This is a genomic window from Alteromonas stellipolaris (assembly GCF_001562115.1).
In the GTDB taxonomy this organism is placed as follows: Bacteria; Pseudomonadota; Gammaproteobacteria; order Enterobacterales; family Alteromonadaceae; genus Alteromonas; species Alteromonas stellipolaris.
In genome coordinates this window covers 149,885-167,640 of sequence record NZ_CP013927.1, presented here as the reverse complement: position 1 = coordinate 167,640, position 17,756 = coordinate 149,885, and the positions used below count along the sequence as shown (strand labels likewise).

Sequence of the window (17,756 nt, the reverse complement as noted above, 5' to 3'; positions counted from 1 at the left end):
ATTGATTTACAAAGATTCGAAGGACCGCTTTCTCAGTACCGCATCAAACATATAGTTTATCGCCAAAAATTCGCCCTTTTCATTTTTTTTATGCAATAATTCACCAATAAGAGGTTTTAGTCTTAAAAAATTCGCCATTGTGGGGGTGATATGGGCCAACTATATTTTATTTCTAGTGACGCTGAATCGAAAGCTTATTCAAAGAAGGTGGGAACGGGCAAATTAAAGCGTATAAGAGCTGGGATTTATACGGATGCGGCATATGCTGAGATAGACCAGTTGGTGTTATCCAATTGGGCAAAGGTCGTCCATTTTTTATATCCAGAAGCCGTAGCAACGCATATCACAGCAGAGAAGTTAATGCCGGTGAATGGGGTAGTGTATGTGACCGTAAGTTTAAAGGTACGTAAGACAATAAAAGTAGCTGACAGCTTAGTTATCCATCTCTTACCAGGTGATGTTGATGTCTTAACAGAACAGTTCCTACCTGAGTTATCACGCAGTGAAATGACGCGTTTATTGTTAGAAAATCTTCAAATCGCGCACAAGGACAAAGAGTTGGTGAAATCGCTCGGCAAAGTCTGGGTAGAAGAAAAGCTCTGCAGTATTTTAGACAGGCATGGCGAGGCTGAACTCAATTCAATTCGAGATAAGGCATCTGCACACGCAGAGGTCTTGGGTATGGAGCGGGAAGCTAAAATCCTAGATGGCTTGGTGGGCAGTATTTTAGCCACGAGGCCTGTTAGAAATCTCGAAAGTGTCCGTGCAATTGCACAAGTAAATAAAACACCATTTGATCCCCACCGCATTACCCTATTAGAGGGGTTAGCCGCATATTTAAAACAGTGTAACTTTGATAACCGCCCTTATGCGTATAACGCAGCTGGGTGGCGCAACTTGTCATTTTATGAAAGTTACTTTTCAAACTACATCGAAGGCACTGAGTTTGAAATAGATGAGGCGGAACGGATTGTATTTGAGAAGGCGCCAATTGATAACCGGCATCAAGATAGTCACGATGTATTGTCAGTGTTTAATGTTGTGAGCGACTACACTGACATGTCGACCGTGCCGGAAAATCCTGATGAGTTATTCAATCTACTCATCAACCGTCACGCCATTATCATGCATGAGAGGCCAGAAAAGGGCCCTGGTGTGATAAAGAAAGTGGCTAACAAAGCGGGAGATAGTGTATTTGTCCAACCCGAGCATGTTGAAGGTACCTTATCGCAAGCATTTCCTTTATATCAATCATTACCTCAAGGCCTTGCTAGAGCAATCTTTATTCAATTTTTGGTGGCTGAAGTACATCCTTTTGATGATGGCAATGGGCGCCTATCCCGTATCATGATGAATGCGGAGCTGGTGGTATGTGAATCACACAAATTGATTGTTCCAACCGTACATAGAGAAAGCTACCTAAATGGTTTAAGGCAAGCCACGAGAATGGGTAAATTTAGAACCTTGACAAAAGTTTTCGCAGATTTACACGCGTACACTGCCAGCATTGAGTGGAATGATTACGGGGAAGCTAAAGCAACCTTAAAAGCCCATATGGCCGATCAGTTACCGGACCAAGGTGTCGCAAGGTTCAATCGTGAGATTGTAAAACACAAAAATATATTGCCTGCCGGTTGATACGGTTTAGCGCTATCCACCCTCTGGTAGAGATGAAGTGCTTGATTTTTGTGCAGTTGAATATTATAAAAATAGCAGAACAATAACCTAGTTAACCTAACAGCGCTTTTGGGTATGTCAAAGAATCCAGTAAGGCGCATTTAAGTAACGCAGTGTGTGCACTGACGGTTGATGTAATCGGCTTAGGCCAATAGTAGCTAATTTTAAGCTTCCCTATGGATGTCATTTAGTTTTGATTTATGTAACTTCAGGTTGAATCAGCTTCTTCCTTTTGAACATGCAAACTAGTGCAGGGCGAAATTAATAAAGGAATATTTATGCGAGCTAGCTTGCTACTTTTTTCATGTATATGCCTATTGATTCAAGGCTGTGGCTCTACTCAACCAACTATCGCTGAAGTAGTCAGAAATTCCCCTCTATTAAATACGCATGAGCCCTCTGATTTTCTCAAACATTTTTCAGAACAACTTTCAGTCGAAGTCAAGGAGACCGAAAGCTTTTCATATATTCAGAGGAGGAGGATGAACCCTTATGGAGTTTATCGTAACGCCGCTGAGTATTGTAAAACGGTTTATGGTGGGGAATTTGTTCGCAATGGTGCTCTGCGAATTATGCCTCCAGAAGCCAAACCTCTTGAGTTGGTGGCGCTTACCACAAAGTACGGCATCACTGATTTTGAAACTTACGAGCTCTTCAGATTGGGGGCGGCATCTAAATCTAATTCTAGAAACCTATTGCCTCACGGTCGCGTTTTTTATGAAGAATTGTCCGAGGTTATAGGCTATCCATATGACAAGAGCGCACATGCAGGTGTTGTGACTGGTCGGGCACATGTAAGACCTTATTATTGGCGAGAGCACTGGGAACACGGAAGTCCTAGTGGTTCTTTTAATCATTCCTGCATGGTTATGAAGGAGCAAAAGTTTGTAATTACTGTGGCGGAAGAGATTTCGGAAAGGGGGAGGCATGAACAGTATTATTTGGCTGTTTCGAAACCGCAATTGATAGAGGATTTTTATTCAAGAGAAATAAAATACGCTGTCAGTTTAGGTAAGGTAAGGATGGAGGAAAGAATGAATGTCAAAATGAATGAATTTGAATACTTCGAGTATGAAGCTGATCTTAGTACAGCAGTGATTGGCAGGATCAAGTTTTGGGGGTATGAAAAGGATGAAAACCCAAATTATTTAGCCTACGAATTGAAAAATAACAGCTCTACGCCAACTCACCTTAATCCACTGGATTTAGCTGGTGGTCTGATGAAGGTAGACGGTAATCTTTATACTGGAGTCCTCAAAAAGGTCGATGGGCAACTACCATTCCGTACCACTGAGCCTTGCCTTTTATTAGATGGTCAGAAGACAATCTTACTTAATCCAGGTGCTGAGTGTAAATTTTTTGTCTCGAATATAGAGGTTCCAAGTGTGGATTTCCTTTCTGCATCATCTATCGCAATAGTGATATCAGACGAAACGTATCCCCTTAAAAAAATACTCTATAAAGATACCCTAAATATGGAATTAAGAGAGCGAAACCTTATCAGGGCGAAGGAATCGTATGAAAGAAATAAAGCGATAGTCACTTCTCCATCGTGGAAATCGTGAAAGGAAATCAAGCAAGGTGCCACCGATAGCAAGATAGCCTTATAGCTTCACTAACCTTACATAGACTGTCGAATGGTTAGGCGCGGCTTCATCTTCCTTTTCAATTTCCATATGCTCAATAAACCACCCTTGCTCTATCCAATTCACAAATTGTTCATCCAGCTTATTGGATTGGCTTTCTTGCGTGAAGTCCATATCAATCTTGTAATCTTGGTGGGTACTATACATGCGGTCTAACTCTCTAGCCAACGCTGTACGTTGTATAGAAAAATAGACAGAAGGGTAGTTGTTGTTTTCTTGAGATTGGCCCAATTCTAGTCGTTCTTCACTGTCAGCTTTTAGCTGAGATAATTTCTTGGTTTCTTGCTCAATGGAGGCTAACCGAGAAGCAATTATCTTGTTCACCGTATTTATCTTTTGCTCAAGAGTTTGAGCATAGATTACATTGGTTGTGCTGAGAATTATAGAAATAGAAACGCAGAGTTTTTTAAGCATAATAGTGCCCCAATCACATCAATGTGAGCATTCTACTGTAGCCTGTAACTGATTTGGCGGACAGAATGTGTCGATATCCGGAAACTAAGTGAAAAAGAAGTTCATGTTTCGCACAATACTTTTAATGAAGTTAAACGTGAGAAATATGATGAAGAAATTACTTATAACACTTGCTGTAGTATCAACCTTAAGCGCCTGCGCTACACAAAACCCAAATACAGTGATGATTGATGGCAAAGAGTTTCAAAAAGATCCAAATGGGGTCATTCACCTGTCCAAAAGCGAACTTAATGCTATTACCTCAGAAGGTGGAAGCACGTTTGTAGAAGGCGATGTACCTGATATTAAGTTAACCCAAACAGAATACGAGTTGGTTAAAACCAATCAAGATGCATTCTTCTCTTTAGTAGGGCAAGCCAACCCTGATGAGTCGGTGTCTATGTTAGTGAAACCTGGCTCTTTGAAAGCAAATTTAGAACGTTTGGTATCGGAAAACAATTGGAATGCTTTGTATTATGAAGGGCCAGATTTGTTCATCAGTACTCCGAGCATTTTAGAAGCCGGAAATGTACCTATGGCCACCATGTCGCTTATCGAAACGGATATTGCATATCCGTGCATTGATGAAGATGAGAAAGTTATTACTGTTATCAAAGCTGAATAAGGCCTAGCTACTGTAGAAGGACATTAGAATGCGAGTTATCAAACACCATACGATCGACCAGTCTCCAACCGAAGTGAGAACGTTATCTGAGGGGGAATCTCGCACTCTATTTGAAAAATCTAAATCACAACAAGAGTTATTGGCTTCATTGTACGGTCTGTGGATTGAATGTGACTGTCGCAGCCCCGTGACGATTAAGCGTTTGCAAGCCAGTGGTCATTATTACATTGCAAGGGTCGCTGGCCGCACAGAACATCATAATCACTGCCGTTTTTATTCTCTGCTAAATGATAAACCCGACAATGGCGAGCTAAGGGTAAAAGGAAGTTTGAATTCCTTTTCCTTTAGTATGCAGGTTCCCACACCTACCGACAAAGATGTAACCCAGTCATTGGAAAGGTCAAACAAAGTAGCGCGCTCAGATAAGTTGTACTGCCTAGTGGCCAGTTTAATTGAGTCGGCTCATGTCAATCAGATATCTCTTGCAAAGGCACCTAGCTATAAACGTGAAGTAATCCAAATCAGTGATGCGGCGAAGCTTTATACACTTGGTAATAGAGTACTTAAAGAATATTTGTTTTTTGGTTTTGGTAAATACAAGCAAGCGGTCGAGACATTAAAAAGTCGCGCCGATTCTTGGATAGGTAAACACAAAGCACAAGCGATTATTCTTGGCCATATTGATGGTGTATCACGAGAAAACGATAGATGGGTTTTACATGTTAAAGAAGGATGGGACAAAAAGTTAGGAAAAAAAACTATGCTCACCCGTCTTAACGGGATGTTTTCGCTGACCAAAGGGCCACTATTGTGCGCAGCCGTTATCACTGAACTAGGAAAAGATAAAGAAACGGGCAAACCATTTTATGGAATAACACGTTGTTTCATCTCTCCGGTAGTATCTCAAAATGGCTTCATGCTGGTGGATAGTGACCTAGAACGTGTGGCGGCTAAAGTCGCCATAGGGTGCATTCTGAAAAAGCAAAACAGCGAGACAACACTCATTAAGCCACTGACACCGAATTTTATCGAAGGTGTAGCGGTATTGCCCGACTTCCTAGTAAAGAATAATGGGGCAACTAATGTGATTGAAGTGATGGGTAAATGGGATGATGAGCTTTACCAAGAACGTAAAGCCAGAACGGTACCGCTCATGGAAAGTTTATATGGAAAAGTACAAACAGTTGGTAAATCTACGAGCAAAAATAAAGATGCGTTTTACAAAGAATGCCTGCAATTATTTAACCATTTCATTGAGTAAAATATGGGTTTTAATCTGAAGAACAAGGCGTTGCCATGGGTTATGGTAGCGGCCGGAATCATAGGCGTGAGCTATGGGGTATCTCAATTCAGTATCTATGCTGAGAAGTATACGGCAGATCAAATAACCGGTGCGTTTGATGCGCTTACCGCCAAATACAGTTTCTTAGATAATCACTTTGGCAACGTTCCGCATTTCTATAAAGCGTTAAACCAAGCGTTGATAAAAGAAAACTACTCGGTATTAGAGTTACTAGTATTAGATGAAAAAGTGGTTGTAGATGACTCTGTAGCTGACTACGCGGGGTTATCTTATCCACCTTTACCTTCTTATATACATGAGCATCACGCGCAGTATGGGGCGCACGTCGCTATCACAGTGGGTGGGTATCCGGTAGTCGCATATGCACAGAACGATGACGGGTATATGGTCATGACACTTGCCCAAGTCAGTAAGAATACGGTTGAAGCCTTAGAGCAAATCATCGATGGTATGACACTGCTCGATAATGAGGACAACAAAGGCCGCTTACACTACCGCCTTACCGCCGTTGGATTCGAAGTTTCACTTCTGTCAGATACTCCGCACCCGTTATAGCGTGTGTCATTGTAAGCGAAATTTCACCTGCAGCGCTTCGTTGGTTTAAGAAGCGCTTAGTTTCTCTTTCACTTCCCTCTTCACAGTAAATCTTGCCATATCCGGAAATCATTGGTTATCCGTTTATTGATTAGCTACTTTCTGGCTATCTCCAAGACGTATGAGTATCAGAGTATGAATAAAAAAGGGTTGTCTATCTTTCTAGGCACTACGTTGCTAGTAGGTGGTGTAGCGGGCTTTGTTTATCAAAATGAGGTAAGTGATTTCTTTGATTTGTTGTATACACCGAACGATCCCGCTGCTGTAGCCAATGACTTTTGGAAAGTCGCACTTTCTGAGAATAAGGCAAGAGCGAAGGGGTATGTATCAAACCCACAAGAGTACGAAGACTTTGTCGAAGGGTACAGTAAGTATGACAGGGCCAGTATTGAGCGTGTTGATGAACAGGCACAAACGTACTACGTCAAAACCCAGTTAAAAGTATATCGAGACGAAGTGTATTCGATCCCCCTGTTTACCGTGGTGACATCTATCAATGGGAAATACAAAGTAGACGTTGAGGCCACCAAGTTAAGTGTGGCTGACGCTGCTTTTGATAATGTTATTTCGTATTACGAAAATGCGATATCGGGGGGCGAAAAAGTCTTACATTTCACTCGTGATGATCAAGTTAACCCGCAATTTATAGCAGTTGCTAAGCAGCAACTTCGCCATTCCCTATGTAACTTAGCGGTCAATTCAACAGAGTTATTGTCAGGAACTAAAGACGCATTGTTTACCGAGTGTGAACCTAGTGCAGATACAAAATAATTGAATCCCGCCGCCGAGCTGATACAAAAAAGAGAAGGTATGCTTGTAACCATTAAAAATTTTTATGACACCTGTGAATGCACATCATTTAAAATGCTTAAGTCGACATTGGAAGAGAAATACTGTGGAAAGTCGATTTCTCTTCATTTTCGAGCGCCGTCCGGCTTACGAGCCGTGGAGTTTATTGACGTATTAGATGATGGGAACGTTATCGACTCCCACACTGGCCTCCCTATTGATCTGGCAACTCTGCCATCCACCCATATCCAAAACAAATTATGATAAACGGTATCGTTAACATACAATTTCATTTAGCAGGTTTGGTAATAGAGGCCTTAAGAAGGTATGAGCGCCATGCTCCGAACGAAGTCATGGCATGTATCAGAAGAGTTCGCGTTGTTTGATAAAGCTGAAAGTCTTATTTGCAGCTATATTCCATATTTCTCGCTCCTTTCTGAAAATCCCACTCAGCAATTACCGAGTCATGGAAATTAGCGCGGTCCACACTAGGTAATAAGTGAATATCAGCTTTATCTTCTAATGTGGCTAAGGTTTCTACCGTTGATAGGACATAGCCTTTAGCTTCAGCCCACTTTGCCCCGTGTTTTTGGTTATTATTAGGCAACACAAATACGATACTGGAAAAGGTACCGTCAGTATTTTCACGCATGACCACTTTATAATAATCGCTTGGCACAGAAACATTGGTTTTACCGTTATTACTGACCATTTTTGTGGTTTCTTCATCTATATCTCGTATGCCATCGTCGTCGGCATCAAATATTGCACCTGAGATAATGTAGATACTTTGATAAGTGTATGCCCATTGACGTATTAGCCCTTCCAATGAAAGCCAAACCCCGCGATTGAGGGCACAATGCTGTGGAGACATGTTAGAAAGCACGTAACTGTTAATTTGCTCTAAGAACTCATCTTTTAATGACGCGTCTGGGGTAAGGTGGCCTTGGTCATAGATGGGTTCTTTATAATCAGATAAGCGGGTGGCGTTCTTTTCGATGCGAGGATCTGACCGAAAACAATTCACCCTGTCTTTTCCTGAAGCGCCAGCTCGGTCGGTGGCGGTAAGATGGTAGGCTGACCATAGCGAGGTACGCAAATCATGATCATACATCATCACATAGCCACCATTAACGAGTAATTCTTCGGTTGGTGAAGGGACGAGTGAAGAAGGCACACCGAATGGCAAGTGTTCATTGATAATTTGCTCACGCAACGCTGTATCGCTTTCTATGGCCAATAAATATTGATTACCTTCAAGCTTTTCGGTTTTTGTGCAATTACGAGAGCCCGCGAATGACGCAGAGGAAAATAATACAAGAGTGAGTGCTAGCCCAACGGCCAAAGGTTTTGAAGTCATCATACTGCCTTATAATGGTAGACTTGGTTTCGAATTTGAGGTGTGTATAGCGTCTGTTACATTAATTCCTTTAACGATAATTGCAAAAATAGGCCGCACGTTATTTGACGCTGAAAAAGCGTAATTTGTAGGGTATTGCCATGCTCGCAAGCTACGAAATTCTTCTCAGAGTAAGGATGCCTAATTCAGGTTACCAGTATGCAAACACAACTGACCGTCGAGATGAAGTAACGTAACCCCCTTAGCAGATACTAAGCTTTAATGGTTAAGTTTAACCTCGGTACCACTAACTCATTCAGCTTAGCTTTGCTTACTGCCGGTTTACGGGTGTAGTTACCTAGCAATGTCACTTTAGGCAAAAGAGAAGTTCCACAAAGTAAGAAAGGAAGGCCGGCACTGTCGGTTTGCATCTTGTCATCCATGCGTCGCCACGTACATTCAGGTCTTAACTTTATCGGGCGTCGACTCACCAGTTTTTCCGCCGAACAGCGCTGAACATCATTCACTTCTTTATCGATTAAAGCATTCCATGTGTGCTTGTCGGTGAATGCCGGTACAGTATGGCGAGCTGCATTGATATCATTTAACCAGTCTTGCTTACTTTGTGTTTTTGTCCGTGAGCGGCGCGACCAGTTAAAGTAAAAAGCCTTATAGTCACCCTCAAAGAGATATACCTTTCGATAAGCCATCGACGTGATAAAGCCCACATTATCGTTACGGTGTAATTCCCTAAACTTCTCTTCTTCATCCCCAATCTTTTGAACTTCCGCTTTAAACGCTGCCTTTGCATGATTGAGCGCTTCGACTTTGGGTAATACCGTATCGAGGGAGCAGTGAAGGGGAATGAGTCCAGGGTACTTCTGAACAAAACGTCGACTGATATTGTTGTCCAATACATACATGTCTTCAATAGCTTGGAGCGCATAATTAACCGCATCTCGGCCATACAAGGGGGTGACTAAGATTTCATCGTAGTCTTCTTGAATGAGTGCTTCTTCCTGTTTTTTATCGATGCGAGGCAACACGAACATGATGGATTGGTCAATGATGGCATGTTCACGAATTACAGCCTGTAGCGGGGCAATGGCCTTTTTGATTTCTTCCAAATAATAGCGGTGCAATTTCATCGATAAAGCTCGACTGTATAAAAGTACAGTTATTATACAATAAGGTGGGCACAGCTACAAAAAAAATGATGGTCATAAATTCGCCTAATGTAATGATTATTAAAGGATTCGTAAATGCTGCACTGGTCGGATGGCTGTTCTTTATACTCTTGAAAAAAGAACGTTAGCTTCTTAATAAAAACAAGCTGAGCCATTAAACAGGTTCATTGCAAATTTTGGGTTTCGTAGGGGGTAAGTGATGGAACCAACACATTGTGGGGAAATGCTTCGAGAGATGCGGCTTGCATACGGGTTATCTCAAGAGGAAATGTCAAACTATATCGGGGTATCGATTGAAACTTATGGGAGAATTGAGCGGGGTAAATCCACGTTGACCATTGAAAAGTTTCAGCGCTATTCAGCTGTTTTTCGTCGCGAATTGCTTAAGCAAGGACTCATCCTGGAAGAAAAATTCACTATTGAAGACATTGTTGGCGCCATGACTTCCATGATCACCAAAATCTTTCAAAAAGCCAGTTAATCTATGGTGTGGTTGAGAGATACGTTTCTTTTTTCTTTTCTATTTACCTTCTATTACCTCGTCTCACTGTCGGCTAATGGTCCGTTCCCGACGGATGTGGCCACGTTATCGTCATTAATCAACGCCGCTACGTATGTGTTCGCAGGTGTGGCTTGCAAAGGCAGAGCGAACCGATATTTCATCATCAGTATTGGGTTCATCTCTATTCTTGTACATGGCAGCGCATTCTTACTGGACATGGTATTACCTGAATCGGGTTATATCAGGGTTACAGTAAATGTTTGGATGGGTTATGCCTTATATAAGCTCTTCAGCTATCGACATCTTTGCGCCATGAAGGTAAATGCGATATTTGGTACCACGTTGCCAGTGCGAGAAACGAACATGACACTCATGTACCACTATTACCTGAAATTGTGGGCTATTATAAAATTATTAATCGGCCTTTGTATCATTATCCCTTTCGCATTAAATGGCGTGCCTATTAATGAGATGTTTTCCCCCTATATTCAATCAGGGGAGTATATTGATTACGGGCGAGTTGCGGATAACATTGCATTAGTCACAGATGGTTTATTAATGGTTGGGCTTATCGTTCACACGTTAATTGACCGGTATGCACCCGATGTAGTGGGATTGGGGCCTACGCAGAAAAGTTACCCGCCGATGAAATAGCAGAAATTCTTTCACTGCTTTATTCTTTCTTACTGGGTGTGCGTTGCGCACCCTTTTTATATCCGCCTTTCTAGCATTAAATTCTAAGCATGACAGGGCGAATAACACCACCGATACTGCGTATCTCTTTTTTCACCGCAGGCTGCGTAGTCTGTTTAGGCTGGGAATGGGATGCAAACGGTACTACTAACGTGGTTACAGTGATTGAGATTAATAAGACAGTACTTTTACGCTTCATATTTCGGGTACCAATATGTGTCAAAATTTTATATGAGCAACTCATATGCCAGAAGAATTTATTGACGCTAAACTTACTATTGCACAAAAACCACACAAAACCTAATAGATATTTAGCGCTAAACCCACCTATATTACGGCACCATCCCCCTAGTCTTTCCTGCCAAACCTTTCCGAAGCTCCGCTTCGGGCGCGCGCGGCCACCCAAGAAGATTGTGGCGAGTTGAGTGGGGTGGACTTCTCAGGCGCATAGCGTAGTGTTTCACGGACATTTATACTTTGCTTTAGGTCAATAAAAGGCGATGTTTAGAAAGGTGGGTTTTGTTCGGATGGTAGAGAGGGGAGTCACTGAGCTTTCCTCCTGTCCGTAGTTGGATACACCCATGCCTTGTTGGGTTTTAGATTAAGGGTATGGTGCCGTAAAATAATACCCCTTATCCCTTTTAATTTCTTTATATCCGGAAAGTCATTGCTCGGGGTGTCAGATTTTCTTAAGTTTGTTTCCCTCGCGCGCCCGCGAGGGATTATTGGGAGGGTAAGGTTAGCCGGCGTTCTTTATTTGACGCCTACCACCACTTAGTTACGTTTAGTGGGGTCAAAAGTAAACTTGTTATGGTTAAAGCGATGCGACAACACACTAAAATTCAGCTTATCTGTCATCTTTTCCAGCCTTTGGTAGCCCAACTGATGCGGATTTTCATCAACATACTTAGCCACACATCCCTCAAGCGCAAAATCATCCCCTGGTTGGTTATAGCAATCCCTCACATACGCCGAAAAGAACTGCACTTCATCACTATCGTCCACCAGCGCCATATCCTCTAATTGCGCCTTGGTTTGATGAAAACGTACTTCATCTTCGATATGGCTTGCCATAAAGTACCCAAACGCCACAATAGGCACGCTAAAAAGCATTATCATCACCGCCTTTCTCAATGAGAATACACGGCGAGTGTGTTTTTTCATGGGCATAATATCCCTCACTCCGTCATAAAAATTACCATCAAGCGTATCACATCAATTTTAGGCCGCAAAAAAGCGCCGAATTATTTAATTTTAAGATAAATCATCGATTTAGGGGCATGCTTGCGGGTTTTCATTCTGCTTGAAGGTGTAAATTCGCGTAAAAATACCCCCTCGTTACTCTGTCAGCTCCCCTGAGCGAGAGGTGATGAACCGGTGACGACAATGAATGATACAACACCCCCTTTTATTATTTACGGTGAAAATGACGAGTCTAAGAAAACCTTTGAGCAGCGATGGCAATTTGAAGCCCCGACCACGGCGACTAATCGCCTCTTTATTGGCGGTCAAAGTCCAGTCATGGTGTGGGGCCAAACCCATAATGCAATAACCAGTGCGCTGAAAAGTACACGTTCAGTGATTGTCTTTGATTTCTCAGCCTGTCAGCAAGCGTTGATTGATACCGGTACCCTCGCCACGCTTTTACCCAATAAACGGGCATTTTATGCAAACAGCGGTACTCACTGCGCCGCAAATGTGAGACTCAACGGGATCACATCAAAACAGCAATTGATTTATTGGTCACCCGATAGTGGTGAGGTTTCCGAACAAACCGCGTGTTTTGAATACCTCGCAGAAACGTTGCTTAGGCAATTACCTACAACGTCAATCGCAGAGCAGGTGGTTCTTGTTATACATGGCTTGCCACACTTTGATAGCTCGCATAAACGGCTTAAAAAAGCGCTGGACACACTCATCTATAGCCATATTAATCTTTGCATGGCCAGTACTAGCGATTACCGTGCTTTAGAGCATGAGATTAACTACCATGGCTTTACCCAACTTATCTGCAAGCCGCCTAAGCAGGTTGCACAGTCTATTTGCTCACCAGATATTGCGGCCATCAGCCTTTTGAAAAGACCCGATGATGTGGCGTGGCGCCCATGCACGTTCCCCACACCTGACTTTAGGGTAGAGACGTGTATACGCCCCTTTAACACCATAACTTAACCTGCTAATGGCTAACCTACACGCAGCAACGCTAGCGGGCTTGGTATTACTTTCAGCTTCATTGGGTTAAGCCCACTAAAATAAGAGCACAAGACGGTGTCGCCATCATATATACCGGCCCCCCACCTGACGCATAAGTGCTTTAGCATTTTATCACCGGTATATCGCTCCAGCGGGTAGTAGCTCGTTTAGTAATATATTCACGTCGCATTTCGTGCTTTTTACTAAAACCCTTTGATGCCATTTGCATGGTGCTCTTCCCATAACGGGTATTAACCGCATCTAACACATGCATGAGATTGGGGTTGTCCACCACAGGGGGGTTCTAGGGATTTTCCCCTCTAAAGTAACATAAATCGCCACAACCCTCGCAGTTAATGGCTTGTGGAGCTGGGTTACCTTTCATTTTAGACTTCATTTTCAACAATAGGCCTAGTTATTTCCTGTAAATCAGGTAGTTTGCGGTTACTAGCGAACTGATAAGTGCCGCTCAGATTAATGTTCTGCCATGCAACGGGTGATACTTGTCGAGTTATTGCTGCTTTTTCCTCGTCACCAACTTCTTCAAAGTGCAGTAATAGATGACTTAGGATCATCGAGTTAAAGTAGATAATAGCATTTGCCGTCAAACGGGCACACTCGTTCCAGACGACTATTTCTGATTCGTTTTTTCCACGGAACTGGTCACGATTGACCGATGCAATAGCTCGCCTGAGGAAATGCCAGGCTTCGCCTCGGTTCAGTGCTCGTTGAACATATTGGCGCAGACTTGCATCATCAATATAATCAAGTAAATATTGGGCTTTGATGAGCCTATTATATTCCGTTAATGCTTGTAATATAGGGTGTCTAGATGGATAACCAGATAATTTGCGTACTAGCAATGCCTGTGTTGTGCGTTTTTCTTGAAGGGATAACACAATACGCTGAATATCCTGCCAGCCTTCTTCAATCACATTCATTTTTATCGGCTTTTTCAGCGCCAGATGCGTGTTTCCGTCGTCGCTTTCAGTTACGTTAAATAGGTCATTGATCACACTGGTGAACTGAGCATACCTAGGCGCAAAACTATAACCGCATAAATCCAATAAGGCATAATTAACATGATTAACACCATGGGTGTCGGTTGAGAGGACATCTGGCTTAAGATCACTAGTATTAGATTGTAGTAAGTCGTAAATATAATGGGACTCATGCTCATTAGATCCTATGATACGGGCATTTAACGCACTATGATTGGCAACTAACGTCATGGCCGTAATACCTTTGTTGGTGCCGAAGTATTTCGAGGAGTAGCGAGTTTTAAAAGTCTCAAGGTGAGTTTCAAATTTTTGCCCATCGGTACTGGCGTGCAGGACGTCTTCTTGGATGTGATAGTGGCGGAAAATAGGGAGTGCCGCTACTGCGTTATTGATGATATCACTAGCCTCTTGCAAGGTTTCAGGCCTAATATAATTAGCTTGTATAGTGCTTAGATGCTCATAACTGCGATCAGATATTTGTGCCATCCCATATACGCCGCGATGTGTCGCATTCGCAATTAGAATAGCCAATAAATCATCCTGATTGGCGCCTACTTGTTTTTGTATTGGCAGCACGTGTGCGAAGCATTGCATAAAGTTGGTTTCTTGTTCAACATAACGCAACACATCAGCAATACTGACGGGGATCATTTGTTTAAAGAAAGGGTTGTTGACAAGTGATTGGGAGCCTTTAACTGGCAGTCGCCATCGTGTGCCACTTCGGCTCTTCATGATCACATTGCGGTTATCACCATTATCAATGTGACGAGCAACATCTTCTAGGGATGTTGTTAAGCGTATTTGTTTTACTTGCAGTAGCTTCTGAATCGGCTGCTTTAGCTTTTCCAATGTTGATGATGCCAATAGATCAGGCTGTATTGACGATGCAATTAAGTCGTCTTCTAGCGCACGATATTTAGTGACGTTTGATAAGTAAATTCGACCATTAAGCCGAGAAGCCAGTTGACGGTAAAGCAACCATTCGTATCGCTGTGGATGAACAACATCCTTGTTAATTAACCATGGACGATGTTTTTGTTGGATAAGTGTACTATCCATTGTTTGCAATGTATTACCTGCTAATAGTTCTGTTTTTGTGGTTTTGAGCTGGGTCACTAATGCTTCTGAGCCTTTACCTGCTTGGCATTCAAGACATAGAAACACGGGCCTTAATAACTGCTCAATTAACCCGTTTTGATCATCATAATATTGCCATTGATATTCTTCTACCGTGCGTTTTTGCTTTTTTAAGTACAGGCATAGCGTTTCTATATCTTGGTTATTCATTACACTTAATGCTTGTTGCCTAACCGTTGCAAATGGTTGATTATCGTCGATACTGTCATCAACAAACAGATGCAGTAATTCTGCGGCTTTGGTGACATTGTCTGCAGCTGACCTCCATGAGTCAAACACTGCCTGTTGGGCAAACGCATGCGCAGCTTCTTGTTGTTTACGGATATGATGAATAAACCCATCAGCCAATCGCTCTAGGCTTTGCCGTATGCGTTGAGTCAGAAAACACAGCAACCATAGGTGTTGCTGTGGACGCTTAAAGCGTTTTAGTTTACTGCCATAATAATCCACCATTTCACCGAAGTGTTGTTGGTTTTTAGACGATAAGGCTAAGCCCTTAACAGCATTATCAATCTGTCTTGTATAAGGCTGTAACTGATGATACACCGTCAGTTCTTTTTTTAGCTCTGTCACCATAACGCTTTTTGCACCGGCTCGAAGCTGGCTTAAGGAGAGCCCATCTTTGTCATCGATAATAGTATTTAGAAATCCGTGTAGTTCAGATGAAACATGAATACGAAGCTTATTATTTAACGCCTTCTTGACCTGTTGGATAACACGACTGATAAGCTTTTGTAAGACAGTATATTTAGGGATGGCAATTCTATGCGTTGCTAGATATTCAGCGGCTGCATCGAATAGATAACGAGGCTCAAGCCAAGCTTTGCCGACCATAACAAGATGTTCGTACAGCGGCGCAAAGTGCAGACTTTCGTCCCATTTCTGATAGTTTAATAACCTCAGTATTCTTTGATATATACGGTCACGCTGCATCTTATTAATGCTGAAAGGCCTGATCCCTTTGCCTCCTTGAACTTGCGTTGAAATAAACTGCATATCGTCAAAGATGAGGTTAAAGCTAGGTGAAAGAATCACAGGCTTAGACTTAAAATACCCTAATAACGCAATGAAATAGCATCGGTGGTTCCTTAGGCGAATACTTTTCAACTCTGTTAACTCGATCTCGTTTGGCGTAAAATACAATCGTTGTTGTTCAAGTGATAATAGCGGCGGAGAATATAGATCAAGCTGCTCAGCTTTGGTAAGAATTGATAGTTCGTTTTTTATAGCCATAGGAATTAAATTAAGTTTAAGGGGTTGTTAACCTCATAATTTGCCATACTTTGGAGAAGTAACCCACACGGCAAGATCATTATAAATTGAACTTTTTTAATAACTCATGATCAGATCAAGGAATAATAGTTTCCTTGGTAAATGACAATGAGCACGACTTTTCTGGCACATTTTAATTCAATTACAGATCCTCGTATTGAACGTTGTAAAAAACATCAACTCATCGATATTCTTCTACTCGCTATCTGTGCAGTACTCTCTGGGGCCGAGGGATGGGAGGATATTGAGGACTTTGGTCACCTTAAGCTTGATTGGCTAAAAAAATACGGTACTTTCCCAGCAGGTATACCAAAGCATGACACCATCGCCCGTGTTATTTGTCGATTAAAATCAAATGAAATAGAAAAAGCCTTTCAGTCTTGGATTTCATCTCTGATAGAAACGACAGGCGCTGATATTATTGCCATTGATGGAAAGACTGCACGACGCTCATTTACCACACAAGACCGAAAAACGGCATTACATACCGTGAGTGCATGGAGTTGCCAGCACCAATTAGTGCTAGGGCAAACCGCTGTTGATAATAAAACCAATGAAATAACGGCAATACCTGAGTTACTCGCGATGTTAGATATTGAAAACAGCATCATTACGCTTGATGCAATGGGATGCCAGCAAAGCATCGCAAAACAAATCGTCAAACAAAAAGCTGATTATATTTTCGCACTCAAAGGTAATCACTCAGGCATGCAGGATGAATTAGAAGCTTGGTGGCATAAAAGTCAACGAGAAGGTTTTGATGAAAATAACATGGATGAGCACATTGAAATAAACGCTGGACATGGACGTATTGAAACAAGGACTTGCCAACAGTTATTGATAAACAAAGACTGGCTCGCTAAACCTTACAGATGGTCAGGCTTGCAGAGTGTTATTAAGGTTACATCGCAAGTTCATGATAAATCAACGGGTACAGATACGATAGAAACACGTTGGTATATCAGTTCATTAGCCCTAAATGCAGCGCAAGCGCTCAATGCAGTACGAAGTCATTGGCAGGTTGAAAGTATGCACTGGATGTTAGATATGACTTTCAGAGAAGATGAATCGAGAATACGGAAACAACAAGGCCCACTGGTATTTAATGTGATGCGGAAAATTGCCATGGCTTTACTTAAACGAGATGATACAAAATCAGCTAGCATCGCGAGGAAAAAGAAAATGGCAGGGTTAGACGATGATTATCGCTCAACCCTGTTGGAGTCTGGAATTAAAATGCGCTAGCCGTGAAGTAACCCACCTTTGTATGCCTTTAAATATGGTGAGTATGGCGATTTATGTTACTTTAGAGGGGAAAATCCCTAGAACCCCACCATAAACGCTA

At 42.2% G+C, this 17,756-nt stretch carries 17 protein-coding genes; 10 read left to right on the top strand and 7 right to left on the bottom strand.

The window, feature by feature from the left end; translation table 11 throughout:
* The first annotated feature begins 150 nt into the window (after positions 1 to 150).
* Entirely contained in the window at positions 151 to 1,638 is a 1,488-nt protein-coding gene (locus AVL57_RS20565) for a Fic family protein (RefSeq protein ID WP_061093754.1), read from the top strand.
* A 287-nt stretch (positions 1,639 to 1,925) separates the two neighbouring features.
* Positions 1,926 to 3,242, top strand: coding sequence for a hypothetical protein (locus tag AVL57_RS20560; RefSeq protein WP_167542105.1), 1,317 nt, complete (start codon positions 1,926 to 1,928; stop codon positions 3,240 to 3,242).
* A 39-nt stretch (positions 3,243 to 3,281) separates the two neighbouring features.
* Here the strand turns inward: AVL57_RS20560 and AVL57_RS20555 are convergent, their stop codons facing one another.
* Positions 3,282 to 3,647 carry a hypothetical protein gene (locus AVL57_RS20555; protein ID WP_156454890.1) on the bottom strand — a complete coding sequence of 122 codons (366 nt, stop codon included), beginning with the start codon at positions 3,645 to 3,647 and terminating at the stop codon, positions 3,282 to 3,284.
* 235 nt (positions 3,648 to 3,882) lie between these two features.
* Between AVL57_RS20555 and AVL57_RS20550 the strand changes: the two genes are divergently transcribed.
* The 4 genes from AVL57_RS20550 (at position 3,883) to AVL57_RS20535 (ending at position 7,069) form a co-directional block, all read left to right on the top strand.
* Positions 3,883 to 4,401 carry a putative periplasmic lipoprotein gene (locus tag AVL57_RS20550; RefSeq protein ID WP_312038631.1) on the top strand — a complete coding sequence of 173 codons (519 nt, stop codon included), beginning with the start codon at positions 3,883 to 3,885 and terminating at the stop codon, positions 4,399 to 4,401.
* A gap of 28 nt (positions 4,402 to 4,429) precedes the next feature.
* On the top strand, positions 4,430 to 5,662 hold the full coding sequence (locus AVL57_RS20545) for a DUF8534 domain-containing protein (protein WP_061093751.1): 1,233 nt from the start codon (positions 4,430 to 4,432) through the stop codon (positions 5,660 to 5,662).
* Between the two features lie 3 nt (positions 5,663 to 5,665).
* Complete coding sequence (locus AVL57_RS20540; protein WP_156454889.1) at positions 5,666 to 6,259, top strand: hypothetical protein; 594 nt, start codon at positions 5,666 to 5,668, stop codon at positions 6,257 to 6,259.
* A 174-nt stretch (positions 6,260 to 6,433) separates the two neighbouring features.
* The gene (locus tag AVL57_RS20535; RefSeq protein WP_061093749.1) at positions 6,434 to 7,069 is read left to right on the top strand and encodes a hypothetical protein; all 636 of its coding nucleotides are present in this window, start codon (positions 6,434 to 6,436) and stop codon (positions 7,067 to 7,069) included.
* A 418-nt stretch (positions 7,070 to 7,487) separates the two neighbouring features.
* On the opposite strand, the gene AVL57_RS20525 is transcribed toward AVL57_RS20535, so the two are convergent.
* On the bottom strand, positions 7,488 to 8,450 hold the full coding sequence (locus AVL57_RS20525) for a DNA/RNA non-specific endonuclease (RefSeq protein WP_082759619.1): 963 nt from the start codon (positions 8,448 to 8,450) through the stop codon (positions 7,488 to 7,490).
* 248 nt (positions 8,451 to 8,698) lie between these two features.
* Positions 8,699 to 9,574, bottom strand: coding sequence for a DNA replication terminus site-binding protein (locus AVL57_RS20520; RefSeq protein ID WP_061093746.1), 876 nt, complete (start codon positions 9,572 to 9,574; stop codon positions 8,699 to 8,701).
* A gap of 238 nt (positions 9,575 to 9,812) precedes the next feature.
* On the opposite strand from AVL57_RS20520, the gene AVL57_RS20515 reads away from it, so the two are divergent.
* Together AVL57_RS20515 and AVL57_RS20510 are read left to right on the top strand one after the other, a co-directional pair.
* Positions 9,813 to 10,094 (top strand): helix-turn-helix domain-containing protein, encoded by a 282-nt coding sequence (locus tag AVL57_RS20515; protein WP_061093745.1) that lies wholly within the window; start codon positions 9,813 to 9,815, stop codon positions 10,092 to 10,094.
* Between the two features lie 3 nt (positions 10,095 to 10,097).
* On the top strand, positions 10,098 to 10,769 hold the full coding sequence (locus AVL57_RS20510) for a hypothetical protein (RefSeq protein WP_061093744.1): 672 nt from the start codon (positions 10,098 to 10,100) through the stop codon (positions 10,767 to 10,769).
* Positions 10,770 to 10,845: 76 nt separating this feature from the next.
* On the opposite strand, the gene AVL57_RS21270 is transcribed toward AVL57_RS20510, so the two are convergent.
* Together AVL57_RS21270 and AVL57_RS20505 are read right to left on the bottom strand one after the other, a co-directional pair.
* Positions 10,846 to 11,007, bottom strand: coding sequence for a hypothetical protein (locus AVL57_RS21270; RefSeq protein WP_156454888.1), 162 nt, complete (start codon positions 11,005 to 11,007; stop codon positions 10,846 to 10,848).
* Positions 11,008 to 11,582: 575 nt separating this feature from the next.
* A complete protein-coding gene (locus AVL57_RS20505) occupies positions 11,583 to 11,972 on the bottom strand; it encodes a hypothetical protein (RefSeq protein ID WP_156454887.1) in 390 nt (129 codons plus the stop codon).
* Between the two features lie 222 nt (positions 11,973 to 12,194).
* Here AVL57_RS20505 and AVL57_RS20500 point away from each other — a divergent pair, with 222 nt between their 5' ends.
* Positions 12,195 to 12,980 (top strand): hypothetical protein, encoded by a 786-nt coding sequence (locus AVL57_RS20500; RefSeq protein WP_061093742.1) that lies wholly within the window; start codon positions 12,195 to 12,197, stop codon positions 12,978 to 12,980.
* A 142-nt stretch (positions 12,981 to 13,122) separates the two neighbouring features.
* Here the strand turns inward: AVL57_RS20500 and AVL57_RS21140 are convergent, their stop codons facing one another.
* Both AVL57_RS21140 and AVL57_RS20495 read right to left on the bottom strand, forming a co-directional pair.
* Positions 13,123 to 13,275: a DUF4113 domain-containing protein gene (locus AVL57_RS21140; RefSeq protein ID WP_082759616.1), complete on the bottom strand. Its 153-nt coding sequence runs from the start codon at positions 13,273 to 13,275 to the stop codon at positions 13,123 to 13,125.
* A gap of 112 nt (positions 13,276 to 13,387) precedes the next feature.
* On the bottom strand, positions 13,388 to 16,372 hold the full coding sequence (locus AVL57_RS20495; protein ID WP_008126957.1) for a Tn3-like element ISKox2 family transposase: 2,985 nt from the start codon (positions 16,370 to 16,372) through the stop codon (positions 13,388 to 13,390).
* Positions 16,373 to 16,519: 147 nt separating this feature from the next.
* Between AVL57_RS20495 and AVL57_RS20490 the strand changes: the two genes are divergently transcribed.
* On the top strand, positions 16,520 to 17,656 hold the full coding sequence (locus tag AVL57_RS20490) for an ISAs1 family transposase (protein ID WP_057792844.1): 1,137 nt from the start codon (positions 16,520 to 16,522) through the stop codon (positions 17,654 to 17,656).
* Positions 17,657 to 17,756: the final 100 nt, after the last annotated feature.